Genomic DNA, 13131 nt, shown 5'->3' with positions numbered 1-13131 from the left:
CGTTGTTGTTTTGGTTTGGAGTCCGTTGCCTGTGGGAGATGGTTATTCAGGTGCCTTTTGCTGACAAATCATTTTATGTCCGCGACTCATGAGTTCTTGTCATTAATGATCTGCAACTTCAACGAAGTCTAAGTCGAGAAAGTCAATCAAATGTACTCAGGTGTACATTTGACGGTCATCCGAGTACATTCGCGCTACGCATATTTAAAGAAGGTAAGCAGGATGTCCCAGGTAGGGAAGGCACGTGGCAAGGCTCAGGACGCAGGCTGGCGGGGCTCGCCAGAGGGTTGGCTGGAAGCGGCCTACGAGGCCCTCAAGGAGTCGGGCATCGATGCGGTCCGGGTCATGCCGCTGGCCAAGCGCCTGGGCTTGTCACGCACCAGCTTCTACTGGTTCTTCGAGGATCGCGAGCAACTGCTGGCGGCGTTGCTGTCGCGTTGGCGAGAGACCAATACGGGGGGCTTGATACGGCAATGTGAAAGCTATGCCGAAAGCATCTCCGAAGCGATCCTGAATGTGTTCGAGTGCTGGCTCAACCCACAGTTGTTCGACTCGCAATTCGAGTTTGCCGTGCGCAGCTGGGCGCTGCAGTCCGCTGAAGTGGCTCAAGAGGTCGCTGCGGTAGACGAGCAGCGCATGAACGCCCTGGCGAGCATGTTCAAGCGCTTTGGCTACGACACCCAAGGCGCTGATACCCGGGCCCGAACGATTTATCTGACGCAGATCGGCTACATCACCATGAATACGAGTGAGCTGATTACCGTGCGTTTCCAGCGCATTCCTCATTACGTGAGCATCTTCACCGGCAAAGTCCCCAAGCAGCGTGAGCTGGATCGTTTCTATGGAAAGTTTGGCTATGCCGAAAAAGAACCCGGGGTCTTTGTTCCCTTGACGGACACGTTCGAAGGTAACGGCGATGATCAATGAGACCTTGGGAATCATTGGCGGAACCGGCTGGCTGGGCGGCGCGATTGCCAAGGCCGTCCTGGCGAAGGGACTGGTGCCGTCCGCAAACCTGATCATTTCCAATCGTTCGGGAGACCACCCGTTGGTCCAACAAGGTGCCAGCCTGGTCACGGACAACCAGGACCTGGTGGATCGCAGCGCGGTCGTGATCATCGCGGTTCGCCCCGAGCAGTTCGCCAGCTTGAACATCAATGCGACGGGCAAAACCGTGATCTCCTTGATGGCCGGCATCACGGCACAGGCAATTGCTACACAGACTATGGCTTCGGCAGTCGTACGGGCGATGCCCAATGCGGCGGTGGAAATCGAGCAGTCCTTTACGCCCTGGTATTGTTCGGGCGGAGTAGAGGCGACCACGAAAAGCCTCGTGCAGCGCCTGTTTGAATGTGTGGGCACCGCTGCTGAAGTCCAGGAAGAAGGCTTCATCGATTATCTCTCAGCACTCTCAGGCACCGGCCCGGCCTTTCCGGCCTTGTTGATGACGGCGCTGACCAATCAGGCAATGCTGGCCGGTATACCTGGTGATATCGCGCAGCTTGCCGCGAAAAATGTCGTGGTCAACAGCAGCCAACTGCTGGCCAACCGTGATGCCCTGCAGATGATCGATGCCTTGGTGGCCTACCGCGGTGTAACGGCCGCCGCCTTGCAGGCGATGACCCAGGGGCATTTCGAAGAGCAGGTTGGAAGGGCGTTGCAAGCAGGTGCTGCGGTTGCCCGCAAGGGGCTTCAAGCCTGATAAAACGATCGGGGTCGGGTAACGGCCACCACCGCATCGCGAGCAGGCTCGCTCCCACATTCGATCTTCAGCGGACACAACATCCATGTCCAACACAAAGGGTTTCGGGTGTTCACAGCATCTGGACACGACACAGGGGAAACACGGTCTCATCAAAAAACAGGTCGGCTGTTAGGCCGCCTCGCTTTTGATCTTGATCTGGGGCGCCCCGTTAACCACGATGGCTGAACGGAGGTGTTGTGGAGTGGGCATCCCGGCATGGATGCCGGGATAGCTGCGCTGGGCCATGGATGGCCCTTCGCGGCGGGCCCACGGAGCAATGCCTTCGTTCAGGCACACCGAGCCTAGGCGAGGTGCCGAGTGGTGGGGCAAAGCGCTTTTGCTTACTTTTGGCGCTCTTCCAAAAGTGAGCCGCTGTAAGAGCGGAACCGCCAGCCGCCGCTACCGCAGCAACGGATATTCACCCCACCCCCAGATAAAAAAAGGCACTCCTCCAAAAAACGAAAGGCGCCGTTTTCCTCAAGCCAACCTCAAATCCTATTCAGCCTTGAAGCAATACACCGCCAGCTTGTTTCCATCCAGATCCCGTGCATAAGCTGCATAGGCATTGTCCGCCCAGCCACGCGGACCCGGCAGGCCTTCACATACGCCACCGTTCGCCAATGCCGCTGTATGGAACGCCAGAACCGCAGCACGGTTCGGTGCCTCGAAGCTCACCGTAACACCGTTACCAAGGGTCGCCGGACTGCCATTGGCCGGGTTGAGTACAAAGAACGAAGGCTTATCAACGCCCCAGATGGAACCGGCATCGTTGAGATCGGCAACACGCTTGAGGCCGATCTCCTTCAAGGTGGCATCATAAAACGCACGTGCTTTTGCCAGGTTGTTGGTGCCGACGGTGACATGGGTAAAAACAGACATCTTGGTTTCCTTTCTATGGGGTAGTTGAACGATCGACCGAAACTCAGAAATGAATGACGGTGCGAATGCTTTGCCCGCTGTGCATCAACTCGAAGGCGTCGTTGATCTTGTCCAGGGTCATGACTTCAGATGTCCTTGACCAGCCGCAGCGCATCGTAGATGGCCGCGTGGGTATTACGCGCCGACACCGCGTCGCCGATCCGGAACAGCTGGAAGCGGCCTTCAGGGTTGGTCACGATATTCTGGGTTTTGCCGGCGATCAGGTCGTGCTGTTCCACCGCGCCGTTATTGCTCGAATGCGGGCGCAGCTCGAAGTACAAATCGTCCAGGGGCAGGGTGCCGTGGTTGACCACCACCTGATCGACCACGCGCTGCTTATGCACCTGGCCGTAATCGCTGCCGAAGTTGGCCAGCAACTGACCGTCGCGTTTCTCCACGGAATCGACCCGATAGGTGACCGTGAAGGTGACGTTCAAGTCTTGCAGGCTGCGCATGTAAGGCACCAGGTTCATCGCCATCACCTCCGGTGCGAACGAGCGGTCCGGCGTGACGATCTCCAGTTTTGCACCGCTGTTGGCGATGACCTCGGCCGCCTGCAGCGCCGCATGGTCGCCGGCGTCGTCGAAGATCAGCACGTTCTGGCCGGGCTTGACGTCGCCGGAAATGATGTCCCAGGTCGACACCACCAGTTCATTGCCCTGCTTGAGCACTTCGGTATGGGGCAAGCCGCCGGTAGCGACGATCACCACGTCCGGCGCCTCGGCCATGACCGTCTCGGCTTCGGCCCAGGTGTTGAAATGAAACTTCACCCCCAGCCGTTCGCATTGCGCCATGCGCCAGTCGATGATGCTGATCATCTCGCGGCGACGCTCGCTCTGGGCAGTCAAGCGGATCTGCCCACCGGGCTGATCCGCCACTTCGAACACCGTGACGTCGTGGCCACGTTCGCTGGCCACCCGTGCTGCCTCCAGGCCCGCCGGGCCGGTGCCGATCACCACCACCTTGCGCTTGACAGCCGCCTTGGGGATTTCGTGGGGCATGGTGGTTTCGCGGCCAGTGGCGGCGTTGTGGATGCAATACGCAGCGCCGCCCTGATAGATGCGATCCAGGCAATAGTTGGCGCCGACGCAGGGGCGGATTTCTTCTTCGCGCTTCTCGATGATCTTGCGCACGATGTGCGGGTCGGTCATGTGCGCCCGGGTCATGCCGATCATGTCCACCTTGCCGGAGGCGATGGCGTGTCGCGCCGTGGCGACGTCCGGGATCTTGGCCGCATGGAACGTCGGGAAGCCGGTGGCCGAACGAATCTCGCCGGCAAAATCCAGGTGCGGTGAGTTGCGCATGCCCTGGATCGGAATCACGTCGGTGAGGCCGGCATCGGTATCGATGTGCCCGCGAACGACGTTGAGGAAGTCCACCAGCCCACTGTCCTTGAGCATGTGGGAGATCTGCAGGCCATCGCTGGCACCGAAGCCGCCGGGCAGGTCTTCATCGCCGGTGTAGCGCACCCCGAGCAGGAAATCCTCGCCACAACGCTGGCGAATGCCGCGCAACACATCAAAAGTGAAGCGCATCCGGTTTTCCAGCGAACCACCGTAGGGCCCGTCGAGATCGTTGGTCAGGGGCGACCAGAACTGATCCATGAGGTGCCCGTAGGCCTGCAGTTCCAAACCATCAAGACCGGCGGCCTTCATGCGCTCGGCGGCGTCCACGTAATCCTTGATGATCCGGTCGATGTCCCATTCTTCCATCTTTTTCGGGAAGGCCCGGTGGGACGCTTCACGACGATGGGAAGGCGATACCACCGGGAGCCAGTCGGCCTTGTCCCAGCGCGTACGCCGTCCCAGGTGGGTCAGCTGGATCATCACCGCCGCGCCGTGTTCGTGGCATTCGTCGGTCAGGTCCTTCATCCATTTGACCACTTCATCCTTGTACGCCAGCACGTTGTTGAACACTGGCGGGCTGTCCCGGGAAACGGCGGCGGAGCCCGCCGTCATGGTCAGCGCCACACCGGCCTTGGCGCGTTCAACGTGGTAGGCGCGGTACAGATCCTTCGGCATACCGTCGACAGGATAAGCGGGCTCATGGGAGGTGGTCATGATCCGGTTTTTGAGGGTCAGGTGTTTGATCTTATAGGGCTGCAGCAGAGGATCGCTGGACATGGTGTTGCGCTCCGGGAACAGAACATCAGGCTTGGTTTGACATAACGGTAAGTTGAATGTTCATGTGTGTCAATGATTGAGACACAGGTGTACATTTTTCTTGCGTGGCGGAAAAACCAGGATTACCATCCAGTCGAAACAGGGGTGATCCGGCATATCCGGTCGGTCATCCCGCATCGATCCAGAGTGCAAGGGGGCTATGCAAAGAACTATGAAAGTGCTCGTTGCGGTAAAACGCGCCATCGACCCGAATGTAAAAGTCCGGGTGAAAGCCGACGGTTCAGACGTTGAGCTCAATGGCGTGAAGATGGCCTTGAATCCGTTCTGCGAAATCGCGGTGGAAGAGGCGATTCGCCTCAAGGAGAAGGGGCTGGTATCCGAAGTGGTGGTGGTCTCGGTGGGCACTTCGGCGGCCCAGGAACAACTGCGCACGGCTTTGGCACTCGGTGCGGACCGGGCGCTGCTGGTCGAGACGAGTGCGCTACTCGAGCCGCTCAACGTCGCCAAGTACCTGAGCAAAGTGATCGATCAGGAAAAGCCGCAACTGATCCTGTTCGGCAAACAGGCGATCGACCAGGAGAACAACCAGGTCGGGCAAATGGTCGCGCAGCTGCTTGGCAGCGGTCAGGCCACTTACGCCTCTGCAATCAATCACGTTGAAGGGCAATGGGTGGTCGAGCGTGAGGTGGACGGTGGCAGCCAGGTGCTCGCCCTCGCGATGCCGGCTGTGGTGACCTGCGACTTGCGCCTGAACCAACCGCGCTACGCCTCGTTGCCGAACATCATGAAAGCCAAGAAAAAACCGCTGGAAATCATTGCTGCTGACACCTTGGGTGCGAGCGTGAAGGAACACGCTCGATTGTTAGGGGTTGTCCCGCCTGCGGTGCGCAAAGCGGGCATTAACGTCGGTTCGGTGGCCGAGCTGGTGGATAAACTGAAAAATGTTGCGGGGGTGATTTGATGCGCACATTGGTGATCGCCGAGCACAGTGCAGGTCAGCTGACGGCAGGTACGTGGAGTGCCGTGACCGCCGCCATGGCACTGGGGGCCGAGACGGATTTGCTGGTGATGGGCGGGACGGACGCGTCGGCAGTGGCGCAACAGGCAGCACTGGCCCAGGGCCTGGACCGGGTGCTGCTCGCACAAGGTGCGATGTTCGAAAACGCCCTGGCTGAAAATGCCCAGCCGCTGATCACTTCACTGGTGGTCGAGGGGTATACGCACGTCGTTGCCGACGCCAGCAGCATGGGCCGCAATGTGTTGCCACGGGTCGCGGCCAGCCTGGATGTCGGCATGCTATCCGACGTCACCCAGATTGTCTCGGCGGACACCTTCCAGCGCCCCATTTATGCCGGCAATGCCATCGCCACGGTGCAGTCCCTTGACCCGATCAAGTTGCTCACCGTTCGTGCCTCGGCGTTCGCCCAGGCCTTGTCCCATGAACATCGTTGCGAAGTGGTGGCGGTGGAGGGCGGGCAAAGCGCAAGCAACGTGCGTTTCGTGAGCGAACAACTGACGGCCAGTGAAAGGCCCGATTTGTCGAGTGCCCGCGTCGTTGTTTCCGGTGGCCGCGGCATGCAATCCAAGGAACATTTCGCCTTGATCGAGCGTGTGGCCGACAAGCTCGGTGGTGCCGTAGGGGCCTCGCGTGCCGCGGTGGATTCGGGTTTTGTCCCCAATGATTTGCAGGTCGGGCAGACGGGGAAAATCGTCGCGCCAGAGCTTTACATCGCCGCGGGTATCAGCGGCGCCATTCAACATTTGGCGGGCATGAGTGGCTCAAAGGTCATCGTTGCGATCAACCAGGACGCTGAAGCGCCGATTGCCCAAGTGGCGGATTACATGTGGGTGGCGGATTTGTTCGAGGCCTTGCCGGCGCTCGAAAACGCATTGTGAGTGCTTACATTTATAAGCGCCGCCAAATGGCGGAGGAGGGCCGAACGACCTGAACACATGAAGGGTTTTCGTATAACTAAAACTTATCCATGCATAACATAAAATCCCTTGAGGGTGTAATGGCACTCTGCTTTTATGAGGGAAGTTAATTCTTCTGCTGCCCTGCCAATAACTATTAATACAGTACGCGGAGATGCACCATGATTACGTTATCCAGTAAAACTTGTATCGGCTGGCTTGCAGGCCTGGCGATGGCCGCCGGTAGCCTGATGGCTCACGCCGAGGAACCGACGCCCATCCGTATTGGATGGGTGAATTGGTCGGATACGGAAATTGCTGTAAAGCTGGCAGATACAGCATTGCGCGACCACTTGAAGCAACCGGTCAAATTGGTGCTCGCCGATATAGGCATTCAGTTCCAGGCCTTGGCTAACGGCAATATCGACCTGATCCCGATGGTCTGGCTGCCGAGCACTCACAAGGCGTTCTACGACAAATACCAGGATAAGCTCGAAGACCTCGGCGTGCTATATGAAGGTCGGATTGGCATGGCGGTGCCTACTTCTATTCCAACCAGCGAGATTGCCAGCGTCGAAGATCTTAATAAGCCAGAAGTGCGGGAGAAACTGGGCGGCAAGATCCTGACTTCGGAAGTGGGTAACGGTCAATACAAACTCACGGAAAAGGCCATCAAGGAATATAAACTCGATGGTTACAAGATGATCGCTTCTTCAGAGTCTGGAATGTTGAGTGAGCTCGATCGCAACCTCAAGCGTGACAAATGGTCGTTGATCAATGCCTGGAGCCCGCACTGGATGTTTGCCAAGTGGCCGCTGCGCTACCTGGATGATCCGAAGCAGATTTTCGGTGGTGCCGAGCAAATTCACGCGGTTGCCCGCAAAGGCTTCAGCGCCGAGCATCCCGATGTAGCCCGGTTCTTCGCCAACTTCAAGATCCCCAAGGCTGACCTTGAGAAGTTGATGTCCACCGCCCGTGACAGTTCGGCAGACAAGGTCGTTGCAGAGTACTACGCCGCCAACAAGCCTCGCTTCGAGGCGATGTTCGGCAGTCAGACCGCCTCCGTCACACCGTCCCAGTAATCCATTGCGGTGTTGCAGTCCGGTGCCCTTGGCCAGGTGTGAGGGGCGCCGGCCGTGTCGATGAGCTTAAAGCGATACCCTGAAAACTACGGCCAAGGCTTGCGTCGGTTAAGCCGTTGCAGTCCGGCTCGGGATGGGGTTGAAAATGATGGTAAACAATACCGGGCATGTGTTGTTGGAATCGGATGTCTTGAGTCGCGGGAAGTCGCTTCAACGAGCGCTTCATGCGGCGCTGTTGAACCAGGCTCGCAATGGAGAGCCGGATTCGATACAGGCGCATGCGAGTGTCCTGGATGCTGCCCGATGGACCTTGAAACAAACATTGGAAACACCACGTGCATTACCAGAGTGCCTGGCACCCAGTTTATCCCAGGCACTCAATGCTGCACCCAGGAGCAGTCCGCATCTGGCGTCGATACGGGATGCGTTGATGACGCTCTTGCCCCATCTTCACTGGATAAACCGCCAAGCTCGGGCCGACCAGGACAGCGCTTTCGTGGAGCGGCATCGCCACGGGATGATCGCCGGTCCGGGAGCGCTTTTTGAGTGTTCCACCTTGACCTTGGGGTTGGCGCTCATGATGCCCGAGACTTGCTACCCCTATCACCAACACCCTCCTGCCGAGTTCTATCTCGTTCTTTCGCCGGGCGACTGGTACCGGGAGGACGTGGGTTGGTGGAGTCCTGGCGCGGGGGGCGTGGTCTTCAATCCGCCTTCTTGCATGCATGCAATGAGATCGACGTGCGTTCCACTTCTTGCTTTATGGGGTTTGATTCATTCAGAGGCTGAGCTATGTCGGTAACCACACTGGGCATCAAATTGGATGGGGATACGCGTGCCAGGCTGAAGTCGGCGGCGGTCAAGTTGGATCGCACCTCACATTGGTTCATGAAGAAGGCGATTTTGCATTTCATTGAAAAAGTGGAGGCCGGGGCCGACGTTGAAGCGTTTGTAGCGGTCGAGGCGCTGGAAAGGGATACGTTGCGCCATAGCATCGCACGACGGCGCAGGGATAACGGCCCGCGTGACGATACCGCCCCGATGGCATCGACCAAGGATAGTGTGCACGGTGCGTGATCATGATGCGCCGCGGCCTCAGCTAGGCATCGCCTTGTGTCTTTTGTCCATGCTGATCTTTGCGAGCCAGGATGGCGTCACCAAAGTGCTGGTAAGGGATCTGCCCGTCGCCCAACTCGTCATGGTGCGCTATTGGGTATTCCTTGCGTTTGCCGTTGGCTATGGCATCTATCAGGGAGGTTTGCGAACCGCATGTCGAAGCCAGCATCCTTTTCTCCAGATAACTCGTGCCCTGGTTGGGGTGGGAGAAATCGCTTTGTTTGGATTTGGCCTGCGTTATCTTGGCTTGGCTGAGATGCATGCCTTGTATGCGGTTTTTCCCCTGATGACGCTGGCCTTGGCGGGAGCATTTCTGGGTGAGTTCATTGGCGTGCGTCGATGGATTGCCGCTGCGATAGGCTTCCTGGGCACGTTGGTTATCCTTCGCCCCGGCACGGGTGTCTTCGAACTCGCAGCGTTGATTCCCCTGATGTCCGCGCTGGGGTTCGCCGTGTTCAATGTGCTGACGCGGCGGATTAGCCGCGACGATTCGTTTGCTACGAACATGCTCTACATGGGCTTTTTCGGCGCAATGGCCGTCACGGTTCCCGGCCTTCCCGGATGGGTTGCGCCGAGTCCGATGGAGTGGGTCTTGATGGGGGTGCTTTCTTCCACAGGTGTAGTGGCCCAGCTTTTACTTATCCAGGCGCTCAGATATGCGACGGCGGCCACGCTCCAGCCTTTCAATTACACACTGCTGGTATTCGCCACGTTCATCGGCCTGTTCGTGTTTGGCGAATTGCCGGACCTATGGACAGTCGTAGGGGCGAGCCTGGTGGTCATCGGTGGTCTGTATGCGGTCAAGGCGAAAGGGTAGGTACCGCGATTTTCCTTATCGCCGACTCGTGATCCGCACAGAGCCATCCTTGGCTCTTCCAGGCACTACTGCTTAGAACTTGAAGCGCCCCACCAAGCCTTTGAGCTGCCCGGAAATATCCGTCAGACGCCCCGAGCCGGTCTGCGCCGAGTGGGCGAATTCCTCGACCAACTGGGCATCGGCATGGATCTGCGCGATGTGCCGGTTGATGTCTTCGGCCACCTGGTGCTGCTCCTCTGCCGCTGTGGCGATCTGCGTATTCTGGTCGCGGATCGAGTCCACCGAGTTGCGGATCTTGTCGAAGCTGTCGCGGGCCTGCTGGATGCGTTCCACACTGGTGTGCGACACCTGCAGGCTGCTTTGCATCTGTTGGGTCACTTCCTGGGTGCGCCGTGCCAGGTTGCCCAGCAGGCTGTCGATCTCGCCGGTGGAGTCGGCGGTGCGCCGCGCCAGGGCCCGGACTTCGTCGGCCACCACGGCAAACCCGCGACCTTGATCGCCGGCCCGTGCGGCTTCGATGGCGGCGTTCAGCGCCAACAGGTTGGTCTGCTCGGCGATGGAGCGAATGGTGTCGAGGATGGTGTTGATGTTCTTGCTGTCCTGTTCCAGCGCCTGCATGGTCTGGGTCGACTGTTGCAGGTCCTCGCTCAGTTTCATCACGCTGCCGGTGGCTTCGCCGATGTGATGCTGGCCATCGTGTACATCGCGATAGCCTTCGTCCGCACTGGACGCGGCCTGGCTGCACGAGCGGGCCACTTCGTTGGCGGTGGCGACCATTTCGTTGAACGCGGTGCTCACCAGTTCCACGGCCTGGCGCTGGCGCCCGGCCGCTTCGTTCATGTTCTGGGCCACTTCGCTGGTGTCGGCCGCGGCGGTTTGCAGATCGGATGAGGCACTACCGATGCGCTGCACCAGTTGGGCGATCATGCCCAGGAACTGGTTGAACCAGCTTGCCAGGGTGGCGGTTTCGTCCTTGCCTTGCACCGAGAGCTTGCGGGTGAGGTCGCCTTCACCTTCGGCGATTTCCTGCAGGCCGTTGGCAACGCCGCGGATCGGCCGCACGATCACGCTGGCGAAACTGGCGCCCACCACGGCGAAGACCACTGCCAGCGCGGCGGCGATGGCGGCGATCAGCCAAGTCAGGCTCGAGGCCTCGGCCATCACTTCATCGCGTTTGATCAGGCCGATGAAGCGCCAGCCCAGGTCTTTGGAAGTGACCACGTTGGCCATGTAAGACACGCCGTCAATCTCGATCTGGGTCACGCCATCGCTGCTCTTGGCCAGTTCGGCATAGTTGGGGCCCAGGTCGGCCAGCGGCTTGAAGTTGTGCTTGGCATCGGCAGGGTCCACCAGGACGTTGCCGTTGGCTTCCACCAGCATCAGGTAGCCGCTCTCGCCCAGCTTGATGTTCTTGACCAGTTCGGTCAGTTGCTTGAGCGATACGTCCAGGCCGACCACGCCCACCAGCTTGCCGCCAGCATCGGCGACGGTGTGCACGATGCCGATCAGCGACACATCGTCCGGCGCCCAGTAATAGGCATCGGTCTTCACGGTAGTGCCCGGATTGGCGATGGCCGCCTTGTACCAGGGGCGCACGCGTGGATCGTAGTTGGAAATCTTCGGATCATCCGGCCAACTGGCGTAGCCACCGTCCTCCAGGCCCAGGGAAAGATAGGCTGTGGTCGGGTGGCTCTTGGCGAATCTGTCAAAGATATCCAAAAGCTGTTTGTTGTTCTCGGGGAGAGGAATTTGTGCGGCGTCGGCACCGGAATAGTTTTTCAGGTCCTTGGCCGCGACGATCCGCGGATCCTTGGCGAAGAATTCGACGTTTTGCATGATGCCATCGAAGAACTGCTTCATGCCGTTGTCGATCTGACGGATTTCACGTCCGCTGCTGTCCAGGAAGTTGGCTTTTGCGGCGTCGCGCAGGTTCAGCACGACAAGCACCGCCACCAGGATAACCGGAAGGCAGGCGATGGCCGCGAACGCCCATGTCAGCTTCTGTTTGATATTCATGACTTCTCCCGCGGAATATTTTAAGTGTTGGAACGGCGGAAACAGCTGTGGTTGGCGTTGCGAGTCTCTTAAAGGGAAAAGCGCCCATACCTACTGCCAGTGTATCGACCAAAGTCGTAGGCACTTGAGGCTTGCCATTTTGGCGCGGGTCGACCAGTAGGGGGCGCTGGGGTGATTGCAGCCGGTTTGACTAGTCTGGAAGATAGTGTGGTTTGCTCTGTTCCTTCGCCCGGTGGTTCAAGACACCCGCGTGCCGTCAATCCTCATCGTCTTTAATGTATTAACGAGGCCCTATGCCAAGCGCATTCGAGAGCGTACTCAAAAACAAGAACATGGCTTATCGACCACTCGGATCGGCGCCTGCCAGCCAGGCACCGATCCGCGTCGCGTTTGTATTGATGGATAATTTCTCGATGATGTCCTTCACCGGTGCGGTGGACGCGCTGGTGACCGCCAACCTGATGAGCGACATGCCCCTCTATAAGGTGCTCACGGTAGGGGTTTCGGGTGGGCAAGTGACGAGCGACCTGGGCATTGTCATCTCGACCGACATCGAACTGGCGCAGATGCCGGAAAACCAGGACGTGCTGATTGTCGCCGGAGGCTTTCGCGTGAAGTTGCAAGGCCATCCCTTGCTGCGACGCAAGCTGCGCGCCAACGCGGCGTCCGGGGCGATACTGGGAGGGCTGTGGAACGGCGCCTTCTTCGTGGCCGATGCCAATCTGCTGGACGGTTTCGAATGCGCTGTCCACCCGGAAAGCCGCGCCATGATGGCGGAGGTGTTCCCCCATGTGAAGGTGTCCAACCGGGCCTATGTCGTTGATCGGGAGCGGGTCAGTTGTGCGGGCGCCAACAGTTCGCTGCGCATGATGCTCCAGTTGATTCGCCAGACGGGCGGGGCGGCGCTGGTGGGCGCCATCGAGGAAATTCTTCGCTGTGACGAGTCAGGCGATGATGCGACAGACCTGCCTCCGATCTTCGTCGAGACCGACCCGACGCTGCCGGAAAGCCTCAAGCTGGCGTTGGAGCTGATGTGGCAAAACGTAGAAGAGCCGTTGACCATCGATGAGCTGGCGGCGTGCGTCAAGATTTCCAAGCGACAGTTGGAGCGGCGGTTCTGCAGTTTTCTCGGTGCGACCCCCACACGCTATTACTTGGAGCTGCGCTTGACCCGTGCCCGCCAGCTCATCCAGCAAACCAATCGATCCGTGACCGAAATCGCCGTGGCGACAGGCTTCGTCAGCTCCCCGCACTTCCAGCGTCGTTTCCGGGATTTTTTTGGTGTGCCGCCTGGTAGCTATCGCTCGAAATCGGAGCGCAAGCAAACCCTGCGATGAAGACGCTGGCAGATCACAGATGAGTTTTCAGGGGGGGAGAGGGCGTTGCCGCGCCGTAGCGCGG

The 13131-nt window shown here is 59.0% G+C and carries 12 protein-coding genes and 1 pseudogene; 9 read left to right on the top strand and 4 right to left on the bottom strand.

From position 1 onward, the window contains the following. The first annotated feature begins 222 nt into the window (after positions 1-222). A complete protein-coding gene (locus tag AC09SL_RS14480; RefSeq protein WP_058546418.1) occupies positions 223-927 on the top strand; it encodes a TetR/AcrR family transcriptional regulator in 705 nt (234 codons plus the stop codon). Continuing rightward, positions 917-1702: a pyrroline-5-carboxylate reductase family protein gene (locus tag AC09SL_RS14475; RefSeq protein WP_058546419.1), complete on the top strand. Its 786-nt coding sequence runs from the start codon at positions 917-919 to the stop codon at positions 1700-1702. Before AC09SL_RS14480 ends, AC09SL_RS14475 begins: the two co-directional genes overlap by 11 nt. A gap of 537 nt (positions 1703-2239) precedes the next feature. Here the strand turns inward: AC09SL_RS14475 and AC09SL_RS14470 are convergent. Continuing rightward, entirely contained in the window at positions 2240-2623 is a 384-nt protein-coding gene (locus tag AC09SL_RS14470; RefSeq protein WP_058546420.1) for a VOC family protein, read from the bottom strand. A 125-nt stretch (positions 2624-2748) separates the two neighbouring features. Beyond that, positions 2749-4785, bottom strand: coding sequence for an NADH:flavin oxidoreductase (locus AC09SL_RS14465; protein WP_058546421.1), 2037 nt, complete (start codon positions 4783-4785; stop codon positions 2749-2751). A 211-nt stretch (positions 4786-4996) separates the two neighbouring features. Here AC09SL_RS14465 and AC09SL_RS14460 point away from each other — a divergent pair, with 211 nt between their 5' ends. From AC09SL_RS14460 to AC09SL_RS14435, 6 genes are all read left to right on the top strand, one after another. Continuing rightward, on the top strand, positions 4997-5746 hold the full coding sequence (locus tag AC09SL_RS14460) for an electron transfer flavoprotein subunit beta/FixA family protein (RefSeq protein ID WP_058546422.1): 750 nt from the start codon (positions 4997-4999) through the stop codon (positions 5744-5746). Continuing rightward, positions 5746-6681 (top strand): electron transfer flavoprotein subunit alpha/FixB family protein, encoded by a 936-nt coding sequence (locus AC09SL_RS14455; RefSeq protein ID WP_058546423.1) that lies wholly within the window; start codon positions 5746-5748, stop codon positions 6679-6681. The genes AC09SL_RS14460 and AC09SL_RS14455 overlap by 1 nt, the downstream gene beginning before the upstream one ends. Before the next feature lie 200 nt (positions 6682-6881). Further along, positions 6882-7781: a glycine betaine ABC transporter substrate-binding protein gene (locus AC09SL_RS14450; RefSeq protein WP_058546424.1), complete on the top strand. Its 900-nt coding sequence runs from the start codon at positions 6882-6884 to the stop codon at positions 7779-7781. A gap of 133 nt (positions 7782-7914) precedes the next feature. Then, positions 7915-8583: a dimethylsulfonioproprionate lyase family protein gene (locus AC09SL_RS14445; RefSeq protein ID WP_058546425.1), complete on the top strand. Its 669-nt coding sequence runs from the start codon at positions 7915-7917 to the stop codon at positions 8581-8583. Then, the gene (locus AC09SL_RS14440; RefSeq protein WP_058546426.1) at positions 8574-8858 is read left to right on the top strand and encodes a hypothetical protein; all 285 of its coding nucleotides are present in this window, start codon (positions 8574-8576) and stop codon (positions 8856-8858) included. The genes AC09SL_RS14445 and AC09SL_RS14440 overlap by 10 nt, the downstream gene beginning before the upstream one ends. After that, entirely contained in the window at positions 8851-9714 is an 864-nt protein-coding gene (locus tag AC09SL_RS14435; RefSeq protein ID WP_226920918.1) for a DMT family transporter, read from the top strand. Before AC09SL_RS14440 ends, AC09SL_RS14435 begins: the two co-directional genes overlap by 8 nt. Positions 9715-9786: 72 nt before the next feature. Here the strand turns inward: AC09SL_RS14435 and AC09SL_RS14430 are convergent, their stop codons facing one another. Both AC09SL_RS14430 and AC09SL_RS14425 read right to left on the bottom strand, forming a co-directional pair. Continuing rightward, positions 9787-10554 carry a methyl-accepting chemotaxis protein gene (locus AC09SL_RS14430; protein ID WP_413468870.1) on the bottom strand — a complete coding sequence of 256 codons (768 nt, stop codon included), beginning with the start codon at positions 10552-10554 and terminating at the stop codon, positions 9787-9789. Between the two features lie 93 nt (positions 10555-10647). Continuing rightward, positions 10648-11730: pseudogene (locus tag AC09SL_RS14425) on the bottom strand (HAMP domain-containing protein); the annotation flags it as partial. A 293-nt stretch (positions 11731-12023) separates the two neighbouring features. On the opposite strand from AC09SL_RS14425, the gene AC09SL_RS14420 reads away from it, so the two are divergent. Then, positions 12024-13067 (top strand): GlxA family transcriptional regulator, encoded by a 1044-nt coding sequence (locus AC09SL_RS14420; protein ID WP_058546428.1) that lies wholly within the window; start codon positions 12024-12026, stop codon positions 13065-13067. Positions 13068-13131 lie beyond the last annotated feature (64 nt).

The organism is Pseudomonas sp. PF05, assembly GCF_056521845.1.
Note: the sequence above shows the minus strand (reverse complement) of the source record. Positions and strands in the feature narration are given on the sequence as shown.